Below are 26,024 nucleotides of genomic sequence, written 5' to 3'. Positions count from 1 at the left end.
TGATCATCAACTTCGTCGTCGTCACCAAAGGTGCCGGCCGGATCTCCGAAGTGAGCGCGCGTTTCACCCTCGACGCCGTGCCCGGCAAACAGATGGCCATCGACGCCGACCTCAACGCCGGCCTCATCGACCAGCCCGAAGCCAAACGCCGTCGTCTTGAAGTCGCTCAGGAAGCCGAGTTCTACGGCTCCATGGACGGTGCCAGCAAATTCGTCCGCGGCGACGCCATCGCCGGCCTGCTGATCCTCTTCATCAACCTCATCGGCGGCATGCTGGTGGGCATCCTGCAACACGGCATGAGCTTCGGCGACGCGGGCAAGGTCTACGCGCTGCTGACCATCGGTGACGGTTTGGTGGCGCAATTGCCATCCCTGCTGCTGTCCACCGCCGCCGCGATCATGGTGACCCGTGCTTCCGGTTCGGAAGAAATGGGCAAGCTGGTCGGTCGGCAGATGTTTGCCTCCCACAAGGCGCTCGCCGTATCCGCCGGCATCATGATCGTCATGGGCCTGGTCCCGGGCATGCCGCACTTCTCCTTCATCAGCCTCGGTCTGGTGGCCGCCGGCGGCGCCTACCTGCTGTGGAAGAAAGAGAACCAGGTCAAGCTGGCTGCCGTGCAAGAGGTCAAGCGTCAGCAAGAGCTTTTGCCATCGCCGACCCGCGCGCAGGAATCCAAGGAACTGGGCTGGGACGACGTGACCCCGATCGACATGATTGGCCTGGAAGTCGGCTACCGCCTGATTCCGCTGGTGGACCGCAACCAGGGTGGTCAATTGCTGGCGCGGATCAAGGGCGTGCGCAAGAAGCTCTCTCAGGAGCTGGGCTTTCTCATGCCGACCGTGCACATCCGCGACAACCTCGACCTGGCGCCCAGCGCCTATCGCCTGACCCTGATGGGCGTGACCCTGGCCGAAGCCGAGATCTACCCGGACCGCGAACTGGCCATCAACCCCGGTCAGGTGTTTGGCAGCCTCAACGGCATCACTGCCAAAGACCCGGCGTTTGGCCTGGAGGCCGTGTGGATCGAAATCAGCCAGCGTGCCCAGGCGCAATCCCTCGGTTACACCGTGGTGGACGCCAGCACCGTGGTGGCGACTCACTTGAACCAGATTCTCTACAAACACTCTCATGAATTGATCGGCCACGAGGAAGTCCAGCAATTGATGACCCTGCTGGCCAAGGGATCGCCAAAACTGGCGGAAGAACTGGTCCCGGGCGTGCTGTCGCTGTCGGCGCTGCTGAAGGTGCTGCAGGCGTTGCTTGCCGAACAGGTGCCGGTTCGCGATATCCGCTCCATTGCAGAAGCCATCGCCAACAACGCTGCGCGTAGTCAAGATACCGCCGCGCTGGTGGCTGCCGTACGGGTCGGATTGTCCCGCGCAATCGTCCAAAGCATTGTCGGCATTGAGCCGGAGCTGCCTGTGATCACCCTTGAGCCAAGGTTGGAACAGATATTGCTAAATAGTCTGCAGAAGGCAGGTCAGGGTCAGGAAGAAGGCGTTCTCCTCGAACCGAGCATGGCTGAGAAACTTCAGCGCTCGTTGATCGAAGCGGCGCAGCGTCAGGAGATGCAGGGGCAGCCGGTTATTTTGTTGGTCGCAGGTCCGGTTCGCGCCATGTTGTCCCGCTTTGGACGGTTGGCTGTACCGAATATGCATGTTTTGGCTTACCAGGAAATTCCTGACAATAAGCAAGTCACCATCGTAGCGACTGTCGGGCCTAACGGCTGAGGTAGTGAGTCATGCAAGTTAAGCGTTTTTTCGCCGCCGATATGCGACAAGCCATGAAACTGGTTCGCGATGAGCTGGGCGCTGAAGCCGCCATCATCGGCAACCGGCGGATCGCTGGCGGCGTGGAACTGACCGCCGCCCTGGACTACAAGCTGTCTGCGCTGGCCCCGCGTGTGCCGAACATCGAACTCGAAGACGAGCTGCGCAAGACTCAGTCGCTCATCGTCACTGCTCAGGCTGAGCTGACCCACCGCAGCGAGCTGGACACTGTCGCCAACCGTCAGTTGTTCGCCGGCCTTGCGATGGATGACAGCAAGCAGATCGAACCGACGCTGGAAGAACCGTTTCGCCCGTCCGTCCACGCCGCAGTGGCCGCCGAACGCGCCGAGCGCAACGCCGAGCCGGGCGTTGGCGACCGCGCCTACGAAGCGATGCGTTCCGAATTGAACGGCCTGCGCGAACTGCTGGAAGTCCAGCTGGGCTCGCTGGCCTGGAACCAGCTGCGAGACGGCCGTCCGCAACAGGCCAATCTGTGGCGCCGTCTGCAACGGGTCGGCCTTTCCGGCCCGCTCTCCCGCGACTTGCTGGCGATGGTCCCGGACTCCAACGATCAGGCTCACACCTGGCGCATGCTGCTGGCCCATCTGGCCCGCATGATTGCCACGCCGGACGTCGAGCCACTGGAAGAGGGCGGTGTGATTGCCATGGTCGGCCCTGCCGGCATGGGCAAAACCACCACGCTGGCTAAACTGGCGGCCCGATATGTGTTGAAATACGGCGCGCAAAATATCGCGCTGGTGAGCATGGACAGTTTCCGCATTGGCGCTCAGGAGCAACTGAAAACCCTGGGCCGGATCCTCAATGTACCGGTCACCCACGTCGACCCGGGCCAGTCCCTGGCACAGGCGCTGGAGCCGCTGTTGCGCAAGCGCGTGGTGTTGATCGACACCGCCGGCCTGCAAGCCAGCGATCCGGCCCTGCGTCTGCAACTGGAAACCCTCGCCGGGCGTGGCATCAAGGCGCGCAACTACCTGGTGCTGGCGACAACCAGCCAGAAGCAGGTGCTGTCAGCGGCTTATCACAGTTACAAACGTTGCGGCCTGGCCGGGTGCATCCTGACCAAGCTCGACGAAACGGCCAGCCTGGGCGAAGTGCTCAGCCTGGCCGTGACACACGAACTGCCTGTGGCCTATCTCACCGATGGCCCACGGATACCGGATGATCTGCATTTGCCGCGTCGGCACCAATTGGTGAGCCGGGCTGTCAGCGTGCAGATGCAGGAGGAGCCAAGCGAGGAAGCGATGGCGGATATGTTTGCGGATCTTTATCACAGCACCGGCAAGCGCGCGGGCTAGGTGAAGAAAATGACAGTGGAATTTTCCTGCATCGATGGTCTGCCAGGCATTGTTCAGACACTGAACGTGCAGCCCGACATGTGGCTTAGGTCTAAGCAAGACAAGGTAAACAATTAACATGGGCAGCATGCATCCCGTACAGGTTATCGCGGTGACCGGTGGCAAAGGTGGCGTAGGCAAGACCAACGTTTCAGTGAATCTTTCACTGGCACTGGCCGAGCTGGGACGTCGCGTCATGCTGCTGGACGCCGATCTGGGTCTGGCCAACGTCGACGTATTGTTGGGTCTGACCCCCAAACGCACCCTGGCTGATGTCATCGAAGGGCGGTGCGAGCTGCGCGATGTCTTGCTGCAAGGCCCGGGCGGTGTACGCATCGTGCCGGCGGCATCAGGCACCCAGAGCATGGTCCACCTGACCCCGGCGCAGCATGCCGGGCTGATTCAGGCGTTCAGTGACATTGGCGACAACCTCGATGTGCTGGTCATCGATACCGCCGCCGGCATCGGCGAGTCGGTGGTGAGCTTCGTCCGCGCGGCCCAGGAAGTGCTGCTGGTGGTGTGCGACGAGCCCACATCGATCACCGACGCCTATGCCCTGATCAAACTGCTCAACCGCGATTACGGCATGAACCGCTTCCGCGTCCTGGCCAACATGGCCCAGAGCCCGCAGGAAGGGCGTAACCTCTTCGCCAAGCTGACCAAAGTCACCGACCGTTTTCTCGACGTGGCCCTGCAGTATGTGGGCGCCGTGCCGTACGACGAATGCGTACGCAAGGCCGTGCAGAAACAGCGCGCCGTGTACGAAGCGTTTCCGCGTTCCAAATGTGCCCTGGCGTTCAAGGCCATCGCGCAGAAAGTCGACACCTGGCCGCTCCCGGCGAACCCGCGCGGCCACCTGGAATTTTTCGTAGAACGCCTCGTGCATCAAACCAGCGCAGGGCCCGTCTCATGACAGCAAGTGGCTATCGCATGTACAGCAAATCGTCCAAAGACTCCCAGTATGAGCTGATCGAGCGTTATGCCCCGCTGGTCAAACGAATCGCCTACCACTTGCTGGCGCGTCTGCCGGCAAGCGTGCAGGTCGAGGATTTGATCCAGGCGGGCATGATTGGCTTGCTCGAAGTCTCGACCAAATACGACTCCACCAAAGGGGCCAGCTTCGAGACGTACGCGGGTATTCGTATCCGTGGTGCGATGCTCGACGAAGTGCGCAAGGGGGATTGGGCGCCGCGCTCGGTCCACCGCAACACGCGCATGGTCAGTGACGCGATTCGTGCAATCGAAGCAAAAACCGGCCGTGACGCTAAAGATCACGAGGTTGCTGCCGAACTTGAAATGAGTCTCGACGATTACTACGGGATTTTGAACGATACCCTGGGCAGCCGCCTGTTCAGTTTCGACGACCTGTTGCAGGACGGCGAACACGAAGGGCTGCACGAGGACGGCGCGAGCCAGTCCCTCGAACCGTCGCGGGATCTGGAAGACGAGCGCTTCCAGGCTGCGCTGGCCGAGGCCATTGCCAACTTGCCCGAACGTGAACGCCTGGTGTTGTCGCTGTACTACGACGAAGAGCTGAACCTCAAGGAAATCGGTGAGGTCCTGGGGGTCAGCGAGTCGCGGGTCAGCCAGTTGCACAGTCAATGCGCGGCGCGGTTGCGCGGTCGTCTTGGCGAGTGGCGCGCACGTTCGTGAATCAGGCGCAGGCCGCGAGGCCTGCGTGTTGCGTGTAAGACCGGCTGTGCAAGACGTGAGCGGGAAGCAAATGAGACACGGCAGGAGTCGGTCGAACCGGGTCGTAGATGATCCGGTTTCGCTGCGCTTGTTCCGGTCGATTCAACCCCCTCTTGATGTTCGGCGCAGCCGGTATTGATTGAACGCGCGTTCAGGTGCTGAACGCGTTAAAGACTGCTTGGAGGTCGAATTGGACAAGAACATGAAAATCCTCATCGTTGATGACTTCTCAACGATGCGGCGGATCATAAAAAACCTGTTGCGTGACCTTGGGTTCACCAACACGGCCGAAGCAGATGACGGACTCACCGCATTGCCGATGCTGCAAAGCGGCGCTTTTGACTTCCTCGTCACTGACTGGAACATGCCGGGCATGTCCGGCATCGACCTGTTGCGTCAGGTGCGTGCCGACGAGCGTCTGCGCAGCCTGCCGGTGCTGATGGTCACTGCCGAAGCCAAGCGCGAGCAGATCATCGAAGCCGCTCAGGCCGGTGTGAACGGCTACGTGGTGAAGCCGTTCACCGCGCAAGTGCTCAAAGAAAAAATCGAAAAGATATTCGAGCGCGTCAATAGCTGATGTCCGCTGCGAGGGCGCTATGGATTCCAAAGATTCGACAATGGGTGACTTTGAGTCAACCCTGAAGAAACACGCACAAGAGCTGGTCGCGAGCCTTGAAAAGGGCAAGTTCGGCGACGCTGTGCAACTGATCCATGAGCTTAACCAGACCCGCGACCGCGGCCTGTATCAGGAAGTCGGCAAACTGACGCGCGAGCTGCACAGCGCGATCGTCAACTTCCAGATCGACCCGAACATGCCGCAGGCCGAGGAGGTCTCCCAGATCACCGACGCCACCGAGCGGCTGTCGTACGTCGTCAGGCTGACTGAAAACGCGGCGAACCGGACCATGGATCTGGTAGAGCTGAGCACGCCGTTGATGCACGGGCTCACTGAAGACGCCAAGTCGTTGAGCGCCGATTGGGGACGCTTCATGCGCCGCGAGATCAGCGCCGAAGAGTTTCGTGATCTGGCCCGCCGCGTCGATGTGTTCCTGACCCGCAGCGAGAAGGAGACCACCGAGGTCTCTGCGCACCTGAACGACATCCTGCTGGCTCAGGATTACCAGGACCTCACCGGTCAGGTGATCAAGCGCGTGACCACGCTGGTCACGGAAGTCGAGCGCAATCTGCTCAAGCTGGTGCTCATGGCGAGCCAGGTGGACCGCTTCGCGGGCATCGAGCACGACCAGGAAATGTTCCGTCAGCAAAAAGAACAAGAAAAACTTCACTCCAAGGGTGAAGGTCCGCAGATTCATGCCGATAAACGTGAAGACGTTGTATCCGGACAGGATGATGTTGACGATCTGCTATCCAGCCTCGGATTCTGATTCGGTCATTCTGTCTCGGACTTCAGGTTTTCTGTGAAAGTGGCTGCTGGACCCGCGCGCCAATGCTTCGACGAAAGCAATGCGCGCAGGCCGTCAGTGCAGCCTCCGGATCGGTTTGACGGTTAATTTTAGGAGCACCCCCCAATGAGCTTCGGCGCCGATGAAGAAATCCTTCAGGATTTTCTGGTAGAGGCCGGCGAGATTCTCGAGCTGTTGTCAGAGCAGTTGGTCGAGCTGGAAAGCCGGCCTGACGATGCGGACCTGCTCAATGCAATTTTTCGCGGTTTTCACACTGTAAAAGGGGGCGCCGGCTTCCTCCAGCTCAACGAGCTGGTTGAATGCTGTCACATCGCCGAGAACGTGTTCGACATCCTGCGCAAGGGTGAGCGTCGCGTCGACTCGGAGCTCATGGACGTGGTGCTCGAAGCACTCGACACCGTCAACAGCATGTTCGGTCAGGTGCGCGAGCGCTCTGCCGTCACTCCGGCCACGCCTGAATTGCTGGCCGCACTGGCACGCCTGGCCGAGCCAGCCTCGGCAGAAGAAATCGCGGCGGCACCGGTGGTGGTTGAAGAGCCGGTCGCTGAAGCGCCGTCCGAAGACATCACCGATCTGGAATTCGAACAGCTGCTGGATTCGCTGAACGCCGTCAAGGCGCAAGCGGCAGGTGCTCCTGCACCGGCTCCGTCTGCGCCTGTTGCCGCGGCACCCGTTGCAGCAGCGCCGGCAGCAGCGGCTTCCGCTGCACCGGCTGGCACGGCGGCCAGCGATGAAATCACTGACGCCGAATTCGAATCACTCCTCGATCAGTTGCATGGCAAAGGCCAGTTCGCCGTTGATGCGGTGCAACCGCCGGCGGCTGTGACGCCGTCTGCCGCACCGGCCAGTGACGAAATCACTGACGACGAATTCGAGTCGCTGCTGGATCAGTTGCACGGCAAAGGCTCGTTCTCGCCGGACGCCGTCGGCGCTGCGGCTCCTGGCACTGCGGCACCTGCTGCCGCTGCACCTGCCGCTCCGGTTGCGCCCTCCGCTGCGTCGAAAGCCGCTGCGTCGGACGAGATCACCGACAACGAATTCGAAGACCTGCTGGATCAGTTGCACGGCAAAGGCAAGTTCGAACCTGCCGTGGCTGCCGGTGCAGCTGCAGCGCCGGCCGCAGCGTCACCGGCCAAGAAGCCCGAGCCCGCCAAAGCCGAACCGGCCAAAGCGACGCCTGCTGCTGCGGCGCCGGCCAAAGCTGCACCCGCTGCTGCTCCGGCACCAGCTCGCGCTGCTGCTCCGGCGCCTAGCGAAAAACCGCCGTCTGAAGCGGAAACCACCGTGCGCGTCGACACCGCGCGGCTGGATGAAATCATGAACATGGTCGGCGAACTGGTGCTGGTGCGTAACCGCCTGGTCCGCCTGGGCGCCAACAGCGCCGATGAAGCCATGTCCAAGGCCGTGTCCAACCTGGACGTGGTCACCGCTGACCTGCAGACCGCGGTCATGAAGACCCGCATGCAGCCGATCAAGAAAGTGTTCGGTCGCTTCCCGCGACTGGTTCGCGATCTGGCGCGTCAGTTGAAGAAAGAAATCAGCCTTGAACTGGTGGGTGAAGAAACCGACCTGGACAAGAACCTCGTCGAGGCCCTGGCCGACCCGCTGGTCCACTTGGTGCGCAACGCGGTCGATCACGGTATCGAGTCGCCGGAAGAGCGCGAGGCGTCCGGCAAGTCCCGGAACGGTCGTGTGATTCTGGCCGCCGAACAGGAAGGCGATCACATCCTGCTGTCGATTTCCGATGACGGCAAAGGCATGGACCCTGCGGTCCTGCGTGCCATCGCGGTCAAGCGTGGCGTGATGGACAAGGATGCAGCGGATCGCCTCAGCGACACCGACTGCTACAACCTGATCTTCGCGCCGGGCTTCTCGACCAAAACCGAGATTTCCGATGTGTCCGGGCGTGGCGTGGGCATGGACGTGGTGAAAACCAAGATCGCCCAGCTCAACGGCTCCATCAGCATCAATTCCACCAAAGGCCTGGGCTCGAAGATCATCATCAAGGTGCCGCTGACCCTGGCGATCATGCCGACGCTGATGGTCATGTTGGGCAACCAGGCCTTCGCGTTCCCGCTGGTCAACGTCAACGAGATCTTCCACCTGGACCTGTCGACCACCAACGTCGTCGACGGTCAGGAAGTGGTGATCGTGCGCGACAAGGCGCTGCCGTTGTTCTACCTCAAGCGCTGGCTGATCAGCTCGGCGGCTCACGAGGAGCAGCGCGAAGGCCACGTGGTGATTCTGTCGGTGGGCACGCAACGCATCGGATTCGTGGTGGATCAGTTGGTCGGCCAGGAAGAAGTGGTGATCAAGCCGCTGGGCAAAATGCTGCAAGGCACGCCAGGCATGTCGGGCGCGACCATCACCGGTGACGGCCGTATCGCACTGATTCTCGATGTCCCGAGCATGCTCAAGCGCTATGCGGCCCGACGGATTGGTTAAGCAGGATCGGCTTCAGTAGGGCGGCTTGCGATTTTTGGTGGGACCGGCTTCAGCCGGGAATAGGGCGGCGAAAACACTGTGGATTTTCGGTGTGACACCCGACGCCTTCCCGGCTAAAGCCGGTCCCACTAACAGCATGCGGAGGGCGCCTTGCGAGGTTTTTCAGTGGGACCGGCTTCAGCCGGGAAGAGGGCAGGGTGAACACCCTTGATCTTTCGGTGTGACACCCGATGCCTTCCCGGCTAACGCCGGTCCTACAAATAGACCCGGTCTCGTTTTAAGCGCGAAAACCGGTCCCACTGGCCTGTCTCGTTTTGCCAATGTGACCCAAGCTACGTGATTCAGGGCGTGCGGCCCCTCAGGGTGGCGCGCGCTCTTTGGAGTGTTTATGGCAGTCAAGGTTCTCGTCGTGGACGATTCGGGTTTTTTCCGACGTCGTGTCTCGGAAATTCTCTCTTCGGATCCCACGATCCAGGTGGTCGGTACCGCCACCAATGGCAAGGAAGCCATTGACCAAGCCCTGGCCCTCAAGCCCGACGTGATCACCATGGACTACGAAATGCCGATGATGGATGGCATTACCGCGGTCCGTCACATCATGCAGCGTTGCCCGACCCCGGTGTTGATGTTCTCCTCCCTGACCCACGAAGGCGCCCGAGTCACGCTCGATGCGCTGGACGCCGGGGCGGTGGATTTCCTGCCCAAGAATTTCGAAGACATCTCGCGCAACCCCGAGAAGGTCAAACAGATGCTGTGCGAGAAAGTGCACAGCATCTCGCGCAGCAATCGTCGTTTCAGCGGTTACGGCAGCACGCCTTCTGCCACCTCGGCGCCCGCGCCGTCTGCTGCGCCCGCTGCACCGCGCAGCACGGCTGCCGAAGCGCGACCATCGCGTCCGGCGCCAGCCCCTGCGCCTGCGCGTTCAGCCGCGCCGGCGTCGCAGCAGCCTGCAGCGGCGTCCCACCACCACGCGCCGACGTCGGCTGCGCCCAAGCGCAAAGCCTACAAACTGGTGGCGATCGGCACGTCTACCGGCGGTCCGGTGGCCTTGCAGCGCGTACTGACCCAACTGCCGGCCAACTTTCCGGCGCCCATCGTGCTGATCCAGCACATGCCGGCCGCGTTCACCAAAGCCTTCGCCGAGCGCCTCGACAAGCTGTGCCGCATCAGCGTCAAGGAAGCCGAGGACGGTGACATCCTGCGCCCCGGTCTGGCACTGCTGGCCCCGGGCGGCAAACAGATGATGGTCGATGGTCGCGGCGCGGTTAAAATCCTGCCGGGCGATGAACGCCTGAACTACAAGCCCTGCGTCGACATCACCTTTGGCTCGGCGGCAAAATCCTACAGCGACAAAGTCCTCGCGGTCGTCCTCACCGGGATGGGCGCTGACGGCCGTGAAGGCGCGCGTCTGCTCAAGCAGAGCGGCAGCCAGATCTGGGCCCAGGACGAAGCCAGCTGTGTGATCTACGGCATGCCCATGGCGATCGTCAAAGCCGAACTGGCCGACGCCGTCTACAGCCTCGACGACATCGGGCGCCACCTGGTGGAGGCCTGCAGCTGATGGATGTCTTGACGCTCATAGGGATCATTCTGGCGTTCGTCGCGATCATTGGCGGCAACTTCCTCGAAGGCGGGCACCTGGGCGCCTTGCTCAACGGTCCGGCCGCGCTGATCGTGCTCGGCGGTACGCTGGCGGCCTGCCTGCTGCAGACGCCCATGAGCGCGTTCAAGCGGGCGATGCAGATCTTCATCTGGATTCTGTTTCCGCCGCGTATCGATCTGGCGGGCGGCATTGATCGCGTCGTGTCGTGGAGCCTCACCGCGCGCAAGGAGGGCTTGCTGGGCCTCGAAGCCGTGGCAGATTCGGAACCCGATGCCTATTCGCGCAAAGGCCTGCAGCTGCTGGTCGACGGCGCTGAACCGGCGGCCATTCGCGGCATTCTGGAAGTAGATTTCATCACCCAGGAAAGCCGCGACATTCAGGCCGCGAAGGTCTACGAAAGCATGGGCGGTTACGCGCCAACGGTCGGCATCATCGGTGCCGTCATGGGCCTGATCCACGTGATGGGCAACCTGGCCGATCCCAACCAACTGGGCAGCGGCATTGCCGTTGCGTTCGTCGCGACCATTTATGGCGTTGCCTCTGCCAACCTGATTCTTCTGCCGGTGGCCAACAAGCTCAAGGCCGTGGCGATCCGCCAGTCGCGCTACCGGGAAATGCTCCTCGAAGGCCTGCTGTCGATTGCCGAAGGCGAGAACCCGCGCTCGATCGAACTGAAGCTGCAAGGCTTCATGGAGTGATGGACTGATGGCCCGCCGACGTCACCAGGAAGAGCACGAAAACCACGAACGCTGGCTGGTGTCCTACGCGGACTTCATCACCTTGCTTTTCGCTTTCTTCGTGGTCATGTATTCCATCTCGTCGCTGAACGAAGGCAAATACAAAGTGCTGTCCGAGGCGCTGGTCGGGGTGTTCAACGAGCCCGAGCGCAGCGTCAAACCGATCCCCATCGGCGAGCAGAAGCCGCAGACCGTGAGACCCGCCGATCCGCTGGTTCAGGACAGCGAGCAGACCGACGCCGCGCTGGGCCAGGCTGCAGACGACCCGCTCAAATCCATTGCCGATGACGTCAACGCGGCGTTCGGCGACCTGATCGCTTCCAAACAGATGACCGTGCGCGGCAACGAGCTGTGGATCGAGATCGAACTCAATTCCAGCCTGCTGTTCGGCAGCGGCGACGCGATGCCGAGCAATCAGGCGTTTGACCTGATCGACAAGGTCGCGAAGATCATCAAGCCGTTCGACAACCCGGTGCACGTCGAAGGCTTCACCGACAACCAGCCGATCAACACCGGGCAGTTCCCGACCAACTGGGAGCTGTCGTCGGCGCGCTCGTCGAGCATCGTGCGCATGCTGGCCATGGACGGGATCAACCCGGCGCGGCTGGCCTCGGTCGGCTACGGCGAGTTCCAGCCGCTGACCTCGAATGCCACCGCCGATGGCCGCGCCCGCAACCGCCGCGTGGTGCTGGTGATCTCGCGCAACCTGGACGTGCGCCGCAGCCTCACGGGCTCGGGCACCACGGCCAACGCAAAACCCGATGCGGCGCTGCGTCGTGCTGGCACACAAACTGCACCGGTCCCGGCCAAGCCGCCGCAAGGCGTCAAATCTTCGTCATCTGCCCCTTAAACCCGGTCGTCGCTTTGGTCGGGGGGAAAACGAGTACATGAGAGTCTGGGCAGTAGCCAATCAGAAAGGCGGGGTCGGCAAGACCACCACCTCCATCGCTTTAGCCGGCTTGCTGGCAGAGGCGGGCAAGCGCGTGGTCGTGGTGGACCTCGATCCCCACGGCTCGATGACCAGCTATTTCGGGCAAGATCCCGATACGCTGGAGCACAGCAGCTTCGACCTGTTCCTCAACAAGGGCGTGGTGCCGGACGGTTTGCCTGGCCAACTGCTGCTGCCCACCAGTGACAAACGCATTTCCCTGCTGCCGTCGAGCACCGCGCTGGCCACCCTTGAGCGCCAGTCGCCGGGGCAGAGCGGGCTGGGGCTGGTGATTGCCAGGAGTCTGGCGCAGCTGTGGCAGGACTTTGATTACGCGATCATCGACAGCCCGCCGTTGCTCGGCGTCTTGATGGTCAACGCACTGGCGGCCAGCCAGCAACTGGCGATCCCGGTGCAGACCGAATTCCTCGCGGTGAAGGGCCTGGAGCGCATGGTCAACACGCTGGCGATGATCAACCGCTCGCGCAAGGTGCCGCTGCCGTACACCATCGTGCCGACGCTGTTCGACCGTCGCACCCAGGCGTCGATGAGCACCCTCAAGCTGCTGCGCGACAGTTACCCGGAGCACGTCTGGAATGCGTTCATTCCGGTGGACACCCGGTTGCGCGATGCCAGCCGCGCCGGTGTGACCCCCTCGCAGTTCGACAACAAGAGCCGTGGCGTGCTGGCTTACCGCGCGTTGCTCAAGCACATGCTCACCGAACAGCTTGTCGGGCAGGTCGCCTAGTGTCCGCTGATCATTATTTGCCGAGCGGCGCGCCTGCACGCTCAAGTCCATCGGCTATGCAGCCGATAGCAGTATCAGGCGGCAATCGCATCACTACTTTTCGGGCTCCCGTATGAACCGCCCCCTGGACATCGCTTCACGACCACAACTGGCGCTGCAGAACTACCTGGACGCGTTGCTGCATGACGCGACCGAGGAGCTGGAGGTCGTCGAGTCCGTCGATGAATTTCAAGCGGCCGTGCTCGAAGAGCAGGCCCACGACGCACGCATGCGTTCTGCCGTCGCGGCAGCGGTGGCTGCTGCGCTGCCCCCTGCGTTGCCGGCGTCGCAGCCTGCTCCCGTGAGCCGGCCTGCGCCGGTCTCGCTCGCCTATATGGCTCAGCCTGAACCGGCCGCCGCGCGGGTGATGGAACGTCCGGTCGTTATGCCACCGGTGATTCTGCCGCCCGCCATCGTTCCGCTGGTTGAGCCGGTCGTTGAAGCGCCTGTGGTTGAGGCTCTGGTGGTAGAAGAACCGCCAACGGCGCTGGTCGAGCCGGTGGTCGACGTGCATCTGTCTGCCCAGCGCACACCGACGCCGCCGCCCACTGGCGATGAACGCCCGGCCTGGGCGGCCGAGCCGTTCGAATGCCTGTTGTTCGACGTCGCCGGTCTGACCCTCGCGGTGCCACTGGTGTGCCTGGGTTCGATTTACCCGTTGGCCGGCCATGACTTGACGCCGCTGTTCGGTCAGCCGGACTGGTTCCTCGGGATCCTGCCGAGCCAGGCCGGCAACCTGAAGGTGCTCGACACGGCGCGCTGGATCATGCCGGACCGGTACCGCGACGATTTCCGTCAGGGCCTGCAATACGTTATTTCGGTTCAGGGCTATGAATGGGGGCTGGCGGTGCATCAGGTCAGCCGCTCGTTGCGCCTGGACCCCAATGAAATCAAATGGCGCACCCATCGTGGTCAGCGACCCTGGCTTGCCGGGACGGTGATCGAGCACATGTGTGCGCTGCTGGACGTTTCCGAGCTGGCCGAGCTGATTGCCAGTGGCGCGGTCAAGCAGATGAAGACGCATCAATAAAACATCATCAGATCAACACAGGCCGGCGTACGAAACGTCGACCGCACGGCACAACACGCAAGGGGTTAGGGGTATGAAGAAGTCGTCAGCACAGGGTTCCGAAGATCCGATTCTGCAATGGGTCACCTTCCGCCTGGACAACGAGTCGTATGGCATCAACGTGATGCAGGTTCAGGAAGTGCTGCGCTACACCGAGATCGCTCCGGTCCCGGGCGCGCCAAGCTACGTGCTGGGGATCATCAACCTGCGCGGTAACGTCGTCACTGTCATCGACACCCGTCAGCGCTTTGGTCTGCCGCCGGTTGAAGTCAGCGACAACACGCGTATCGTGATCATCGAGGCCGACAAGCAAGTTGTCGGGATCCTGGTCGATAGCGTGGCTGAAGTGGTTTACCTGCGTCAGTCGGAAGTCGAAACCGCGCCGAACGTGGGCAACGACGAATCCGCCAAGTTCATCCAGGGCGTCTGCAACAAGAACGGCGAACTGCTGATCCTTGTGGAACTGGACAAAATGATGTCCGAGGAAGAGTGGTCCGAGCTGGAGAACATCTGATTGATTCTCGATGTGGCGGTTATTTTTCTGGCGGTGTTGTGGGTCGTGAGCGTCGTGATGTTTATGGCCCACACCAAGCGCCTGCGCACCCTGGCCACGCAGCAGCTGGAGGCGGATTCGCTGCGTGACCAGCGCATCCGCGAGCTGGCCCGGCGCCTGGAAAATTACCAGAGCGGAACGGTGAGAATGGGCGAGGAACTGCACGAGTTGCGTTCCATCATCGCGCTGTTGCCGGACAAGATCACTGCCCTCGAGCAGCGCGATCCCTCGACCCTGTCCTTCGCCCAGGCCGCCCGCCTGGTCGGCATGGGCGCCAGCATCGACGAACTCACCCAGTCCTGCGGCCTGACCCAGGCTGAAGCGCAGTTGATGACCAAGGTGCATGGGCATAATCGGTAGGTGAGGGGGCTGTCGTCGCTGCTTCGCGTGCACGCTCAATCTCACCACCATGACGACACCGCGGAATTATCTGCCGATACATGAACTGTAGGAGTGAGCTTGCTCACGAACAGGGTCTTTCAACCGCTGCATTTTTAGCGGATATACCGGCCTCTTCGTGAGCAAGGTGGAGCGCCACCCCGGTCACTCCCACAGGTCTTGCGCCAACCGGGAATCTCGAGCCGAATCACCCTCCCTTGGGAGTCGAGCTTGCTCGCGAAGGCGTACTTTCAGTCCCCGAGAAAGCGGCTGAATGTCCCGGCCTCTTCGAGAGCAAGGTGGAGCGCCACCCCGGTCACTCCCACAGGTTTTGCAACAACCGGCGATTTTGAGTCAGCCCACCGTCATGTGGGAGCGAGCTTGCTCGCGAAGACTTACTTTCAGCACCAGAGAACGTGGCTGAATGTCCCGGCCTCTTCGTGAGCAAGCTCACTCCCACAGGTCTTGCAACAACCGGCGATTTTGAGTCAGCCCACCGTCATGTGGGAGTCGAGCTTGCTCGCGAATTGGACTTTTCAACCGCTGCATTTTTAGCGGATGTACCGGCCTCTTCGTGAGCAATCTCACTCCCACAGGGGCAGTGTTGGCCGAGCGACCGCGTGGCGTCAGCCGCGGGCGGGCCTCCACTCAACGCGGCGTGATATCCCGCTCCACCGGCCCGGCATTCGGGTCGAACCCCACCGGGAATTTGCCTTTCAGGTGCCAGGCAAACGCGATGATTTCGGCGATGGTCAGGTACAGCTCCTGGGGGATGCTGTCGCCCAGTTCCAGGCGGGCGAGCATTTTTACCAGTTCGGCGTTTTCGTAGATCGGCACCTTGTACTCCCGGGCGATCGCCAGAATGGCTTCCGCCAGGCTGTCATCGCCCTTGGCCGTCAGCGTCGGGGCCTGGTGTCCGTCGTAACTCAGGGCAATGGCCTGACGCGGTGTCTGCTCGGGTTTGCTCATCAGGCGTTCTCGTCGATCCAGCGTTGTTCGAGCACGGTCCGTGGCCCTTGGGGCGGCACGCCACGGTTGCATTCCAGTTCCTTGACGTTCAGACCGCACGCCACTAACCGCGCACGCAGATTATCCAGCTCGCTGGAAATCAACTCGGCGCTGCCTTCGCGTTCGGCCCATAACTGGCTGGCGATGCTGCCGGCAATCAGTTGCGCCTGCACCTGCAACGGGCCGAGGGGCTCCAGATCAAACGCCAGCTCCACCCGCCACAGCTTTTCTCGCTCCTTGGCTTCCTGCACTGGCGTGTCGGAATGCTCGTCGCGCTCAGGCGTTTCCTCGCGCTGAACCTTGACTTGCAACGGCACGATGTCGTGGGCGTTGCGCATCGGAATCTCCAGCTGCCACGTGGTCACCTGGGTGCCGTCGGCATTGGTGCGGGTCTGCTCCAGGCCGCCCAGTTGATGGCTCTGCAGGCGCGAAATCGCCCCTGCCGCCAGCTTCAACAGCATCTCCAGGTCGTCCTTGCTCTCCGGATGGCCGAGGGTGCGCGGTGGTAATGGGAAGTTGATCGTATCGCTCGGCGGCGCCACCAGCCCCAGGGTGCCGAAAGCGCTGCGCAACACGCTGGGCATGGCCCGCGCCAAGGTATTGCCGGCGGCAGCAGCGTCATAACTGACGTTGCCCGGCAGCCCCGGCAGGAGTTGTGTGACCAGCCGCAGCAGATTGGCTTTCAAGTCCGGCACCAGCGTCGGGTTCTGCCCGGCGAGCAAGCGTGACTCCATGAACAGCCCGCTGGCATTCAGCGCCTGGGCGACGCCCTTGGCGGTACTCATCTGCGGGATATCCGGGAGGTCAGCCAACAGTTGCGCGATGCTGGCCCGCAGCGCCGGCGACAGGTTGTCGCCATCGGCAGCCGGCGGCGGCATGTTTTGCAGGGCGGTGATCAAACCCTGCAGCGAGCCCTGCCGGCTTTGCTGGGTCGACAGCTGCTGCGCCAGGGCCAGTTCGTCCAGACGATTGGGCAGGGCGACGAAATTCAGCGCCTGGCTGTTCTGCACCTGGGCACTGAGCAGACTGCCGACCCGCAACGGCTGCGGACTGTCGACGGTCAGGCTGGTGCCGGCCAGGGCTGTGTTAAGGAGCATGACGATGGAACGGTAATTGGCTGGCTGCGCGCTGGCTGAGGGTTGCCCGAGGGATTGCCCCGCCAACTGCGCGACATTCTGCGCCGCGACTTGCGTGGTCAGCACTTTGCCTTGCAGCAGCGTGCCAGCGGGCAGTTGCCGCGTGTCGATGCTGGTGAGGCTGTTGGTGACGGCTTTCTGCAGGTCCTGCACGCTGATGGTCAGGGTGTCTGCTGAACCCTGGGCGACGTTGACGCTGGTGCCGGGCGTCAGCGGCAGCGAACTGCTGACGGGGAGGGTGGTTTGCCGGCCGTTGTCCATGGTCAGTTTGAGCAACAGCTGAAAGTCCTGCCCCAGTTGCTTGAGGCTCACCACTTCAGCGCTGGCCACCTGACCCGAGGTCAACAGCCCTTCGCGCGGCTCCATCAGCTTGAGCACTTCGCCCGCCGGTACGCCTGCGCGCAGCAAGGCCGTGGCCGCTGCTACTGGAGAAAGATTGGGTATATCGCCTGTCATCAGATCCCGACTCGGTAAATTTGCGCTCTGAGTGGCGGGGCCGGGTATGTATAATCCGGCACCGACTGCGTCGGCGGTCCACCGTTAAGCTGCATCAGTATAACGGCCGTCATGATCCCGACTTGAACCGCCGTGCCGCTGCCACCGAAAAGAAGGTCCCCATGCCGATCCCCGTTCTTGAAGCCGTGGCGCTGACTTGCGAGCGTGACTGGCGCCTGCTGTTCGAGCATCTCGAATTGCGGCTGAGCGCGGGCGACATGGTGCAGATCAGCGGCCCCAACGGCAGCGGCAAGACCAGCCTGCTGCGCCTGTTGTGCGGGCTGATGCAGCCCACCGCCGGCAGCGTGCTGCTGGACGGCAAACCCCTCGCCAGTCAACGCGCCGAACTGACCCGCCACCTGCTGTGGATCGGCCACGCTGCCGGCATCAAAGATTTACTCACCCCCCTGGAAAACCTCGCCTGGCTCTGTGCGCTGCACACGCCCGTGGAAACCGCCGATATCTGGCGCGCCCTCGAAGCGGTCGGCCTGCGCGGCTTTGAAGACGTGCCGTGTCACACGTTGTCGGCGGGCCAGCGTCGCCGCGTCGCGCTGGCCCGTCTGTACCTGCCCGGCCCCGGCCTGTGGATGCTCGACGAGCCATTCACCGCACTGGACAAACAGGGCGTCGCGCAACTCGAAGCGCACCTGGCGGCCCATTGTGAAAACGGCGGCGCCGTGGTGCTGACCACCCACCACACGCTGAGCCGCACACCCGCGGGCTATCGCGATCTGGACCTGGGGCAGTGGGCGGCATGAGTCAGGTGTTTACCCTGCTGATCGCCCGGGAAGCGCGCCTGCTGTTTCGGCGCCCGGCCGAACTGCTCAACCCGCTGGTGTTCTTCGCCATCGTCATCGCGCTGTTTCCCCTGGCCGTCGGCCCTGACACGCAACTGCTGCAGCGCCTGTCGCCAGGGTTGGTGTGGGTGGCGGCGCTGTTGTCCGTGCTGCTGTCGCTGGACGGCCTGTTCCGCAGCGATTTCGAAGACGGCTCCCTCGAACAGTGGGTGCTGTCGTCGCAGCCGCTGGCGCTGCTGGTGCTGGCGAAAGTGCTGGCGCACTGGGCGTTTTCCGGGCTGGCGCTGGTGTTGCTGTCCCCGCTGCTGGCGCTGATGCTGGGCCTGCCCACTGCGTGTTTGCCGGTGTTGCTGCTGTCGCTGCTGCTGGGCACGCCGGTGCTGAGCCTGCTCGGCGCGGTGGGTGCGGCGCTGACCGTAGGGCTCAAGCGCGGCGGTTTGCTGCTGGCGTTGTTGATTCTGCCGCTGTACATCCCGGTGCTGATTCTCGGTAGCGGCGCCCTGCAGGCTGCACTTGAGGGCATGCCCGCGACCGGTTATCTGCTTTGGCTTGGCAGCCTGACCGCACTGGCGGTAACCCTGACGCCCTTTGCAATTGCCGCTGGTTTGAAGATCAGCGTTGGCGAATAATCGCACCCTGACCGAGCGGACAGTTTTTCCGTCGGCAGGTCCTGGACGCTTCAGCCATAAGAAGCGCCTTGCCCTGATAGCGACTCTTGCCGAGACGCACTGTGATAACAAGCAGCGTATTAAAAAGCACCGTATTAAAAAGCACCGTGATGAAAAGGCAGCGTGATGAACACAAGCGCCAAGGCTAAAGGCGGCATGAGTTGGGCCTGGTTCCACAAACTCGGTTCGCCCAAGTGGTTTTACGGCATCAGCGGCCGTCTGCTGCCGTGGCTGAGCATCGCTGCGGCCCTGTTGATCGGCATCGGCGTGGTCTGGGGCCTGGCGTTCGCGCCGCCCGACTACCAGCAAGGCAACAGCTTTCGCATCATTTATATCCACGTGCCAGCGGCGATGCTGGCTCAGTCCTGCTACGTGATGATGGCCGTGTGCGGCGTGGTCGGGCTGGTCTGGAAGATGAAGATGGCCGATGTCGCCCTGCAATGTGCGGCGCCCATCGGTGCGTGGATGACCGCCCTGGCGCTGGTCACCGGCGCGATCTGGGGCAAGCCGACGTGGGGCTCGTGGTGGGTCTGGGATGCGCGGCTGACGTCGATGCTGATTTTGCTGTTTCTGTATTTCGGCCTGATCGCGCTGGGCAACGCCATCACCAACCGCGACAGCGCCGCCAGGGCCTGCGCCGTGCTGGCCATCGTCGGCGTGATCAACATCCCGATCATCAAGTATTCGGTGGAGTGGTGGAGCACCCTGCACCAGGGCGCGACCTTCAGCCTGACGGAAAAGCCCGCCATGCCCGCTGAAATGTGGCTGCCGCTGCTGTTCACCGTGCTCGGGTTTTACTGCTTCTTCGGCGCGGTGCTGCTCATGCGTATGCGCCTGGAAGTGCTCAAGCGCGAGGCCAGGGCCGGTTGGGTCAAGGAGGTATTGATGAAGCACCTTGGCCACCCAGCGCCTCCGAGAAACGGAGCCGAGCGATGAGCTTCGAGTCTTTCAGCGAGTTTCTCGCCATGGGCAAACACGGGCTGTATGTCTGGTCGGCCTATGGCATCTGTTTCACCGTGCTGGCGATCAACGTCCTGGCACCGGTTGTCGCGCGTCGGCGTTACCTGCAACAAGAGGCGCGTCGTCTGCGCCGGGAGAGCATCACGTGAATCCGCTGCGAAAAAAGCGCCTGTTGATCATCGTGGCGATCCTCGCCGGGGTCGGCATCGCGGTCAGCCTTGCACTCAGCGCGCTGAAGGAAAACATCAACCTGTTCTACACCCCGACCCAGATCGCCAGCGGCGAAGCGCCCCGTGACACACGGATTCGCGCCGGTGGCATGGTCGTCCAGGGCTCGCTGCAGCGCTCGTCGGATTCGCTGGATGTCACCTTTGCCGTCACCGATTTCAACAAGTCGGTGCCCATCACCTATCGCGGCATCCTGCCGGACCTGTTCCGCGAAGGTCAGGGCATCGTCGCCCTCGGCAAGCTCAATGGCGACGGCGTGGTCGTTGCCGATGAAGTGCTGGCCAAACACGACGAAAAATACATGCCGCCGGAAGTCGCGAAAGCGCTGAAAGACAGCGGCCAGCCCGCGCCCGCCGCCGCGCCCGCCGCTCTCCCGGACAAACAGGGGTAAACGATGATTCCCGAACTCGGCCATCTGGCCATGATTTTGGCCCTGTGCTTCGCCCTCGTGCAGGCCATCGTGCCGCTGCTGGGCGCCTGGCGCGGCGACCGTCTGTGGATGAGCCTCGCCCAGCCCGCCGCCTGGGGGCAGTTTGCGTTTCTGGTGTTTGCCTTCGGCTGCCTGACCCATTCGTTCATGGTCGACGACTTTTCCGTGGCCTATGTTGCCGAAAACTCCAACAGCGCGTTGCCCTGGTACTACAAATTCAGCGCCGTCTGGGGCGCACACGAAGGGTCGTTGCTGCTCTGGGCGCTGATCCTCGGCGGCTGGACCTTCGCCGTGTCGATCTTTTCCCGGCAGTTGCCTCAGGTCATGCTCGCCCGCGTGTTGGCGGTGATGGGCATGATCAGCGTCGGCTTTCTGTTGTTTCTGATCCTCACCTCCAACCCGTTCAGCCGCATCCTGCCGCAGATCCCCCAGGACGGGCGCGACCTCAACCCGCTGCTGCAGGACATCGGCCTGATCGTCCACCCGCCGATGCTGTACATGGGTTACGTTGGTTTTTCCGTAGCATTCGCCTTTGCCATCGCCGCCTTGCTCGGCGGTCGCCTTGATGCGGCGTGGGCGCGCTGGTCGCGGCCGTGGACCATCGTGGCGTGGGCCTTCCTTGGCATCGGTATAACCCTCGGTTCGTGGTGGGCCTATTACGAGCTCGGCTGGGGCGGCTGGTGGTTCTGGGACCCGGTGGAAAACGCCTCATTCATGCCGTGGCTGGTGGGCACGGCGCTGATCCACTCCCTCGCGGTCACCGAGAAGCGCGGCGTGTTCAAGAGCTGGACCGTGCTGCTGGCCATCGCGGCGTTTTCACTGAGCCTGCTCGGCACCTTCCTCGTGCGCTCGGGTGTGCTGACGTCGGTGCATGCCTTCGCTTCCGACCCGGCCCGTGGCGTGTTCATCCTGATCTTCCTGCTGATGGTGGTCGGCGGCTCGCTGACCCTGTTCGCCATCCGCGCGCCGGTGGTGAAAAGCCACGTCGGCTTCGGCCTGTGGTCGCGGGAAACCTTGCTGCTGGGCAACAACCTGGTGCTGGTGGTGGCGGCGTCGATGATTCTGCTCGGCACGCTGTACCCGCTGGTGCTGGATGCGTTGAGCGGGGCGAAGATGTCCGTCGGCCCGCCGTATTTCAATGCGTTGTTCGTGCCGCTGATGGGCTTGCTCATGGCAGTCATGGCCGTGGGCGTGCTGGTGCGCTGGAAGGACACGCCGGTCAAGTGGCTGCTGAGCATGCTCGCGCCGGTATTGGTCGGCAGCGCGGTGCTGGCAGTGATCGCCGGTTTTGCCATGGCCGACTTCCACTGGGCGGTGCTTGCCACCTGCCTGCTCGCGGCCTGGGTGTTGCTGGCCGGCGTGCGCGACCTGTTCGACAAGACGCGGCACAAAGGTCTGCTCAAAGGGATGCGCTCGCTGACCCGCAGTTACTGGGGCATGCAAGTGGCGCACCTCGGCATCGCGGTGCTGGCGCTGGGCGTTGTGCTGTCCAGCCAGAACAGCGCCGAACGTGACCTGCGCATGGCACCCGGAGAATCGGTGGAGTTGGGCGGCTATATGTTCGTGTTCGAGGGTGCCCAGCATTACCAAGGCCCGAATTTCACCTCCGACCGCGGCACCCTTCGCGTGCTGGAGGACGGCCAGGAAATCACTGTGCTGCACCCGGAAAAACGCCTGTACACCGTGCAGCGTTCGATGATGACCGAGGCCGGCATCGACGCCGGTTTCACCCGCGATCTGTACGTGGCGCTGGGCGAACCGCTGGAAAACGGCGCGTGGGCGGTGCGCGTGCACGTCAAGCCGTTCGTGCGCTGGATCTGGTTTGGTGGACTGATCACCGCACTGGGCGGGTTGCTGGCGGCGCTGGACAAACGTTATCGGGTCAAAGTCCGCGCGAAAGTGCGTGACGCGCTGGGCATGACGGGAGCGGCAGTATGAAGCGCTGGATGTTGCTGATCCCGCTACTGCTGTTTCTCGGCATGGCGGGGTTGTTGTACCGAGGCTTGTATCTGGATCCGTCGGAATTGCCGTCGGCGCTGATCGGCAAGCCATTCCCTGAATTCAGCTTGCCTGCAGTGCAGGACGGCAAGCCGCTGACCCGCGCCGACCTGCTGGGCAAACCGGCGCTGGTCAATGTCTGGGGCACCTGGTGCGTGGCCTGCCGCGACGAGCACCCGGTGCTGACAAAACTCGCGCAGCAGGGCGTGGTGATTTACGGCGTGAACTACAAGGATGTGAATGCCGATGCGCAGAAGTGGCTCAAGGATTTTCACGATCCGTATCAGTTGAACATCAATGATGAGGCGGGCAGCCTGGGTTTGAACCTGGGTGTGTACGGCGCGCCGGAGACCTTTTTGATCGATGCCAAGGGCGTCATTCGCTACAAGCATGTGGGCGTGATTGACGAGACCGTGTGGCGCGAGAAGCTGGCGGGCCAGTATCAGGGGTTGGTTGATGAGGGTAAGCAATGACCTTGCTTGATGACAAGGCTGTTATGCCAGACTCCATGTCCCCCGACGATGACGTCCATGTGGGAGCCGAGCTTGCTCGCGAATGCGTAGGTTCAGGCGCAGGAGATGTAGCGGCTTTAAGGGCCTCTTCGCGAGCAAGCTCGCTCCCACAGGGTTTGCGCGGTGTGCCTGCTGATGGCGATGTCGCTTTTGTGGGAGCGACCGGGGTGGCGATCCACCTTGCTCGCGAAGGCGTAAGTTCAGCCCATGGAGATGTGTCGAATGTTAGGACCTCTTCGCGAGCAAGCTCGCTCCCACAGGGGATTGGGGGTGTGTCTGCTGGCTTGCTGCTGAAGGGAGTGCGGCGGCTGGCGGCTGCGGTATTGGCATTGAGTTTTGCCGGAGTGGCCCAGGCGGCGATTGATGCTTACACCTTCAAGGACGACGCCAAGCGTGCCCGTTACACCGAGCTGACCCGCGAGCTGCGCTGCCCGAAATGCCAGAATCAGGACATCGCTGATTCCAACGCCCCCATCGCCGCCGACCTGCGCAAAGAGATCTACCGCATGCTCGGCGAAGGCCAGAGCAATCAGCAGATCATCGATTTCATGGTCGATCGTTACGGCGAGTTCGTGCGCTACAAACCCGAGCTCAATGCCCACACCTGGCTGCTCTGGTTTGGTCCGGCCGGGCTGCTGTTGGGCGGCGCGGTGTTGATTGGTGTGATTGTCGTGCGCCGGCGCCGCTCAGGCCGCGAAAACGCCGACGTGCTTTCCGACGAGGAGCGTCAGCGCCTCGCCCACTTGCTGGATAAGAACCGCGAATGATCGATTTCTGGATGGCCGCCGGCCTGTTGTTGCTGGTGGCCCTGAGTTTCCTGCTGATCCCGGTGGTGCGCGGCCGTCGCGCACAGACTGAGGAAGATCGCACCGCCCTCAACGTCGCCTTGTATCAGGAGCGCATCGCCGAGCTGCAAACGCAGCAGGAGGAGGGCGTGCTCTCGTCGGCGCAACTGGACGGCGGTCGGGCCGAGGCCGCGCGCGAATTGCTTGCGGACACTGAAGGCGTGGGCGCCGAGCGCGTATCGCGGCTTGGCAAGCCGCTGCCGTTACTGGCGGCGATTCTAGTCCCGGTCTTGGCGTTGGGGCTGTATCTGCATTTCGGCGCGTCGGACAAAGTCGAGCTGACCCGGGAGTTCTCCCAGCCGCCGGGTTCACTGGCGCAGATGACCGAGCGGCTGGAGCGCGCGGTCAAGGCGCAACCGGATTCCGCCGAGAGCGCGTACTTCCTGGCGCGCACCTACATGGCCCAGGATCGCCCGGCCGATGCCGCCCGGATGTTCGAGCGCGCGGCCAAGCTGGCCGGGCGTCAGCCCCAGCTGCTGGGTCAGTGGGCCCAGGCGCTGTATTTCGCTGGCAACAAAACCTGGACGCCGCAGATTCAAGGGATCGCCGAAGAAGCGTTGAAGCTCGACCCCAGGGAAGTCACCAGCCTGGGCCTGATGGGCATCAACGCCTTCGAGAGCCAGCGGTTCGATCGGGCGGTGAGTTACTGGACGCGCTTGCTGGCGGTTTTGCCGCCGGACGATCCGTCCCGTGGGGCGCTGGAAGGCGGGATCAAGCGGGCCAGCGACAAGGTTGTGCAAAGCGGGGGCACGCTTGAAAACACCCAGCCGGTGGCGGTGCAGGGCGCCCGTCTGAAGGTGCGCGTCACGCTGTCGGAAGCGTTGAAAGCCAAGGTTCAGCCGGGCGACACGGTGTTTGTGTTTGCCCGCGCGGTGTCAGGCCCGCCGGCGCCGCTGGCGGTCAAGCGCGTGACCGTGGCCGACTTGCCGGTGGAGGTCGAGCTGACCGACGCCGACGCGATGATGCCGCAGCTGAAACTGTCGAACTTCGCCGAAGTCCAACTGGTGGGCCGGGTGTCCCGCGCCGGTCAGCCCACGGCGGGGGAATGGATCGGTCGCAGCCAGCCGTTGCCGAGCAACGTGACGGCGCTGCAGGCCCTGACCATCGACAGCCCCGATCAGTAACCCCGTTCACGCAGCGAGTAGAGAGCCCTTATGTATCGCGTCGCCCGTTTTGCCTTGTTGAGTCTGGTGGTGGGATTGACCGCAGCCTGTGCGGTGCAGCATCCGGGGCCACAGAGTTCCGAGCCGATCCCGACCATCCCCGGCCCGTCGCCGACGCCGCAGCCCGGCACCCCGCGGACTGCGCCAGCGACGCCGCCGTCCACGCCGATCCCGGCGCCGGGCCCGAAAACCTCTTCGCACTTCGCCCCGCCGCCGGGTGGCAACAGTCACTGGGATGCGCGCCTGGGTGTGCATGTGCTGGATAACGTGCCGAATACGTTTTATCGCCAGCGTACGTATTACCGCTGGAACAATGGCTGGACGTGGTCGACTTCGCCAAGCGGGCCTTGGCAGGAGACCGATGCCAGTGGCGTGCCGCCGGGGTTGAGCAAGCAATTCGGGAATTGAATTAGGCGGGGGGCCTAGTACGCCAAGATCAAGATCAAGATCAAGATCAGGATCAAGGGCGTCTGCCTGGGGGCAGACCGTTTCGCCTTCGGCGAGTTACTTGGAAAAGCACCCCAAGTAACCAAGGGTGCTTGCTCCTGGTTGGGTTCCTCCTTTGTCGGAATACCCTCACTCCGACGACGCTCCGTGGGCCCGCGCCGAACGGACATCCATGTCCTAGCGGCGCTCTCGCCGCATCCATGCGGCTCGGCCCACTCCGCGTCGTCTGCGTTCGGCCTGCACCCAAGTCGCGATTGGCGGTGTTTGAACCTTCTCTGTATGAGATCAAAAGCAAAAGCTTCCCGGCTGAAGCCGGTCCTACAGTCAGAGCCGATGCCACTGACTGCACGCGCTGCTTTTTGTGGGACCGGCTTTAGCCGGGAAGAGGCCAGTTCAGGCGCTGGCGATTTCAGGATCTTCGCTGATCGTGCCCACGCTCCGCGTGGGCATGCATACGTGACGCTCCGCGTCACCCGACACCGGTTCCACTGAATGCACTCGATGTTTTTGTAGGACTGGCTTTAGCCGGGAAGAGGCCAGTTCAGGCGCTGGCGATTTCAGGATCTTCGCTGATCGTGCCCACGCTCCGCGTGGGTA

General features: G+C 62.7%; 26 protein-coding genes. 24 read left to right on the top strand and 2 right to left on the bottom strand.

Annotated features, from left to right (window positions below):
• From AC07VF_RS22595 to AC07VF_RS22530, 14 genes are all read left to right on the top strand, one after another.
• Nucleotides 1-1,730 (top strand): flagellar biosynthesis protein FlhA (locus AC07VF_RS22595; RefSeq protein ID WP_495031062.1); only part of this gene is annotated, 1,730 nt, incomplete at its 5' end.
• A gap of 11 nt (nucleotides 1,731-1,741) precedes the next feature.
• Nucleotides 1,742-3,085 carry a flagellar biosynthesis GTPase FlhF gene (gene flhF, locus AC07VF_RS22590; protein WP_192174156.1) on the top strand — a complete coding sequence of 448 codons (1,344 nt, stop codon included), beginning with the start codon at nucleotides 1,742-1,744 and terminating at the stop codon, nucleotides 3,083-3,085.
• Between the two features lie 118 nt (nucleotides 3,086-3,203).
• On the top strand, nucleotides 3,204-4,037 hold the full coding sequence (gene fleN, locus AC07VF_RS22585; RefSeq protein ID WP_062385964.1) for a flagellar synthesis regulator FleN: 834 nt from the start codon (nucleotides 3,204-3,206) through the stop codon (nucleotides 4,035-4,037).
• Complete coding sequence (gene fliA, locus AC07VF_RS22580) at nucleotides 4,034-4,777, top strand: RNA polymerase sigma factor FliA (RefSeq protein WP_074892894.1); 744 nt, start codon at nucleotides 4,034-4,036, stop codon at nucleotides 4,775-4,777. Before fleN ends, fliA begins: the two co-directional genes overlap by 4 nt.
• 241 nt (nucleotides 4,778-5,018) lie before the next feature.
• Complete coding sequence (locus AC07VF_RS22575) at nucleotides 5,019-5,393, top strand: chemotaxis response regulator CheY (protein ID WP_172612850.1); 375 nt, start codon at nucleotides 5,019-5,021, stop codon at nucleotides 5,391-5,393.
• 19 nt (nucleotides 5,394-5,412) lie between these two features.
• Entirely contained in the window at nucleotides 5,413-6,201 is a 789-nt protein-coding gene (locus AC07VF_RS22570; RefSeq protein WP_192174157.1) for a protein phosphatase CheZ, read from the top strand.
• Between the two features lie 144 nt (nucleotides 6,202-6,345).
• On the top strand, nucleotides 6,346-8,685 hold the full coding sequence (locus AC07VF_RS22565; protein ID WP_495009939.1) for a chemotaxis protein CheA: 2,340 nt from the start codon (nucleotides 6,346-6,348) through the stop codon (nucleotides 8,683-8,685).
• Between the two features lie 388 nt (nucleotides 8,686-9,073).
• Nucleotides 9,074-10,246 (top strand): protein-glutamate methylesterase/protein-glutamine glutaminase, encoded by a 1,173-nt coding sequence (locus AC07VF_RS22560; protein WP_192174159.1) that lies wholly within the window; start codon nucleotides 9,074-9,076, stop codon nucleotides 10,244-10,246.
• A complete protein-coding gene (locus AC07VF_RS22555; RefSeq protein WP_133775877.1) occupies nucleotides 10,246-10,986 on the top strand; it encodes a flagellar motor protein in 741 nt (246 codons plus the stop codon). The genes AC07VF_RS22560 and AC07VF_RS22555 overlap by 1 nt, the downstream gene beginning before the upstream one ends.
• 7 nt (nucleotides 10,987-10,993) lie before the next feature.
• Nucleotides 10,994-11,875, top strand: a complete 882-nt coding sequence (gene motD / locus AC07VF_RS22550) for a flagellar motor protein MotD (RefSeq protein WP_346626664.1) — start codon at nucleotides 10,994-10,996, stop codon at nucleotides 11,873-11,875.
• Nucleotides 11,876-11,912: 37 nt separating this feature from the next.
• A complete protein-coding gene (locus AC07VF_RS22545; protein WP_192174161.1) occupies nucleotides 11,913-12,701 on the top strand; it encodes a ParA family protein in 789 nt (262 codons plus the stop codon).
• Nucleotides 12,702-12,813: 112 nt separating this feature from the next.
• Nucleotides 12,814-13,770 (top strand): CheW domain-containing protein, encoded by a 957-nt coding sequence (locus AC07VF_RS22540; protein ID WP_346626665.1) that lies wholly within the window; start codon nucleotides 12,814-12,816, stop codon nucleotides 13,768-13,770.
• 73 nt (nucleotides 13,771-13,843) lie between these two features.
• On the top strand, nucleotides 13,844-14,323 hold the full coding sequence (locus AC07VF_RS22535) for a chemotaxis protein CheW (RefSeq protein ID WP_065987319.1): 480 nt from the start codon (nucleotides 13,844-13,846) through the stop codon (nucleotides 14,321-14,323).
• Nucleotides 14,324-14,722: a DUF2802 domain-containing protein gene (locus AC07VF_RS22530; protein WP_192174163.1), complete on the top strand. Its 399-nt coding sequence runs from the start codon at nucleotides 14,324-14,326 to the stop codon at nucleotides 14,720-14,722.
• A gap of 666 nt (nucleotides 14,723-15,388) precedes the next feature.
• Here the strand turns inward: AC07VF_RS22530 and AC07VF_RS22525 are convergent.
• Both AC07VF_RS22525 and fliK read right to left on the bottom strand, forming a co-directional pair.
• Nucleotides 15,389-15,709, bottom strand: a complete 321-nt coding sequence (locus AC07VF_RS22525; protein ID WP_282372855.1) for an EscU/YscU/HrcU family type III secretion system export apparatus switch protein — start codon at nucleotides 15,707-15,709, stop codon at nucleotides 15,389-15,391.
• Nucleotides 15,709-17,340, bottom strand: coding sequence for a flagellar hook-length control protein FliK (fliK, locus tag AC07VF_RS22520; protein WP_495009940.1), 1,632 nt, complete (start codon nucleotides 17,338-17,340; stop codon nucleotides 15,709-15,711). Before fliK ends, AC07VF_RS22525 begins: the two co-directional genes overlap by 1 nt.
• 161 nt (nucleotides 17,341-17,501) lie before the next feature.
• Between fliK and ccmA the strand changes: the two genes are divergently transcribed.
• The 10 genes from ccmA (at nucleotide 17,502) to AC07VF_RS22470 (ending at nucleotide 25,388) form a co-directional block, all read left to right on the top strand.
• Complete coding sequence (ccmA, locus tag AC07VF_RS22515; protein WP_495009941.1) at nucleotides 17,502-18,137, top strand: cytochrome c biogenesis heme-transporting ATPase CcmA; 636 nt, start codon at nucleotides 17,502-17,504, stop codon at nucleotides 18,135-18,137.
• Nucleotides 18,134-18,805 carry a heme exporter protein CcmB gene (gene ccmB / locus AC07VF_RS22510; RefSeq protein WP_205482733.1) on the top strand — a complete coding sequence of 224 codons (672 nt, stop codon included), beginning with the start codon at nucleotides 18,134-18,136 and terminating at the stop codon, nucleotides 18,803-18,805. Before ccmA ends, ccmB begins: the two co-directional genes overlap by 4 nt.
• Before the next feature lie 195 nt (nucleotides 18,806-19,000).
• Nucleotides 19,001-19,780, top strand: a complete 780-nt coding sequence (locus AC07VF_RS22505) for a heme ABC transporter permease (RefSeq protein WP_495009963.1) — start codon at nucleotides 19,001-19,003, stop codon at nucleotides 19,778-19,780.
• The gene (ccmD, locus tag AC07VF_RS22500) at nucleotides 19,777-19,953 is read left to right on the top strand and encodes a heme exporter protein CcmD (RefSeq protein WP_495009942.1); all 177 of its coding nucleotides are present in this window, start codon (nucleotides 19,777-19,779) and stop codon (nucleotides 19,951-19,953) included. Before AC07VF_RS22505 ends, ccmD begins: the two co-directional genes overlap by 4 nt.
• Complete coding sequence (gene ccmE / locus AC07VF_RS22495) at nucleotides 19,950-20,423, top strand: cytochrome c maturation protein CcmE (RefSeq protein ID WP_495009943.1); 474 nt, start codon at nucleotides 19,950-19,952, stop codon at nucleotides 20,421-20,423. The genes ccmD and ccmE overlap by 4 nt, the downstream gene beginning before the upstream one ends.
• 3 nt (nucleotides 20,424-20,426) lie before the next feature.
• Entirely contained in the window at nucleotides 20,427-22,400 is a 1,974-nt protein-coding gene (locus AC07VF_RS22490) for a heme lyase CcmF/NrfE family subunit (RefSeq protein WP_346628766.1), read from the top strand.
• On the top strand, nucleotides 22,397-22,933 hold the full coding sequence (locus tag AC07VF_RS22485; RefSeq protein ID WP_495009944.1) for a DsbE family thiol:disulfide interchange protein: 537 nt from the start codon (nucleotides 22,397-22,399) through the stop codon (nucleotides 22,931-22,933). Before AC07VF_RS22490 ends, AC07VF_RS22485 begins: the two co-directional genes overlap by 4 nt.
• 338 nt (nucleotides 22,934-23,271) lie before the next feature.
• Nucleotides 23,272-23,739 (top strand): cytochrome c-type biogenesis protein, encoded by a 468-nt coding sequence (locus AC07VF_RS22480; RefSeq protein WP_495009964.1) that lies wholly within the window; start codon nucleotides 23,272-23,274, stop codon nucleotides 23,737-23,739.
• Nucleotides 23,736-24,941 (top strand): c-type cytochrome biogenesis protein CcmI, encoded by a 1,206-nt coding sequence (gene ccmI, locus AC07VF_RS22475; RefSeq protein ID WP_495009945.1) that lies wholly within the window; start codon nucleotides 23,736-23,738, stop codon nucleotides 24,939-24,941. The genes AC07VF_RS22480 and ccmI overlap by 4 nt, the downstream gene beginning before the upstream one ends.
• Before the next feature lie 30 nt (nucleotides 24,942-24,971).
• Nucleotides 24,972-25,388: a hypothetical protein gene (locus AC07VF_RS22470; protein ID WP_495009946.1), complete on the top strand. Its 417-nt coding sequence runs from the start codon at nucleotides 24,972-24,974 to the stop codon at nucleotides 25,386-25,388.
• Nucleotides 25,389-26,024: the final 636 nt, after the last annotated feature.

The sequence above is a fragment of the Pseudomonas sp. GW821-FHT02H06 genome, from assembly GCF_059421525.1.
The sequence above is the reverse complement of the archived record's forward strand: the minus strand, read 5'-3'. Positions and strand labels throughout refer to the sequence as shown.

What these genes read in the sequence shown, in the direction of transcription:
- AC07VF_RS22545 (WP_192174161.1), top strand. Translation starts at nt 11,913, where the DNA reads ATGAGAGTCTGGGCAGTAGCCAATCAGAAAGGCGGGGTCGGCAAGACC.
- fliK (WP_495009940.1), bottom strand. Translation starts at nt 17,340, where the DNA reads ATGACAGGCGATATACCCAATCTTTCTCCAGTAGCAGCGGCCACGGCC.
- AC07VF_RS22570 (WP_192174157.1), top strand. Translation starts at nt 5,413, where the DNA reads ATGGATTCCAAAGATTCGACAATGGGTGACTTTGAGTCAACCCTGAAG.
- ccmB (WP_205482733.1), top strand. Translation starts at nt 18,134, where the DNA reads ATGAGTCAGGTGTTTACCCTGCTGATCGCCCGGGAAGCGCGCCTGCTG.
- AC07VF_RS22540 (WP_346626665.1), top strand. Translation starts at nt 12,814, where the DNA reads ATGAACCGCCCCCTGGACATCGCTTCACGACCACAACTGGCGCTGCAG.
- AC07VF_RS22485 (WP_495009944.1), top strand. Translation starts at nt 22,397, where the DNA reads ATGAAGCGCTGGATGTTGCTGATCCCGCTACTGCTGTTTCTCGGCATG.
- ccmI (WP_495009945.1), top strand. Translation starts at nt 23,736, where the DNA reads ATGATCGATTTCTGGATGGCCGCCGGCCTGTTGTTGCTGGTGGCCCTG.
- AC07VF_RS22575 (WP_172612850.1), top strand. Translation starts at nt 5,019, where the DNA reads ATGAAAATCCTCATCGTTGATGACTTCTCAACGATGCGGCGGATCATA.
- AC07VF_RS22555 (WP_133775877.1), top strand. Translation starts at nt 10,246, where the DNA reads ATGGATGTCTTGACGCTCATAGGGATCATTCTGGCGTTCGTCGCGATC.
- motD (WP_346626664.1), top strand. Translation starts at nt 10,994, where the DNA reads ATGGCCCGCCGACGTCACCAGGAAGAGCACGAAAACCACGAACGCTGG.
- AC07VF_RS22470 (WP_495009946.1), top strand. Translation starts at nt 24,972, where the DNA reads ATGTATCGCGTCGCCCGTTTTGCCTTGTTGAGTCTGGTGGTGGGATTG.
- AC07VF_RS22525 (WP_282372855.1), bottom strand. Translation starts at nt 15,709, where the DNA reads ATGAGCAAACCCGAGCAGACACCGCGTCAGGCCATTGCCCTGAGTTAC.
- fleN (WP_062385964.1), top strand. Translation starts at nt 3,204, where the DNA reads ATGGGCAGCATGCATCCCGTACAGGTTATCGCGGTGACCGGTGGCAAA.
- ccmD (WP_495009942.1), top strand. Translation starts at nt 19,777, where the DNA reads ATGAGCTTCGAGTCTTTCAGCGAGTTTCTCGCCATGGGCAAACACGGG.
- AC07VF_RS22565 (WP_495009939.1), top strand. Translation starts at nt 6,346, where the DNA reads ATGAGCTTCGGCGCCGATGAAGAAATCCTTCAGGATTTTCTGGTAGAG.
- AC07VF_RS22535 (WP_065987319.1), top strand. Translation starts at nt 13,844, where the DNA reads ATGAAGAAGTCGTCAGCACAGGGTTCCGAAGATCCGATTCTGCAATGG.
- flhF (WP_192174156.1), top strand. Translation starts at nt 1,742, where the DNA reads ATGCAAGTTAAGCGTTTTTTCGCCGCCGATATGCGACAAGCCATGAAA.
- ccmA (WP_495009941.1), top strand. Translation starts at nt 17,502, where the DNA reads ATGCCGATCCCCGTTCTTGAAGCCGTGGCGCTGACTTGCGAGCGTGAC.
- fliA (WP_074892894.1), top strand. Translation starts at nt 4,034, where the DNA reads ATGACAGCAAGTGGCTATCGCATGTACAGCAAATCGTCCAAAGACTCC.
- AC07VF_RS22490 (WP_346628766.1), top strand. Translation starts at nt 20,427, where the DNA reads ATGATTCCCGAACTCGGCCATCTGGCCATGATTTTGGCCCTGTGCTTC.
- AC07VF_RS22560 (WP_192174159.1), top strand. Translation starts at nt 9,074, where the DNA reads ATGGCAGTCAAGGTTCTCGTCGTGGACGATTCGGGTTTTTTCCGACGT.
- AC07VF_RS22505 (WP_495009963.1), top strand. Translation starts at nt 19,001, where the DNA reads ATGAGTTGGGCCTGGTTCCACAAACTCGGTTCGCCCAAGTGGTTTTAC.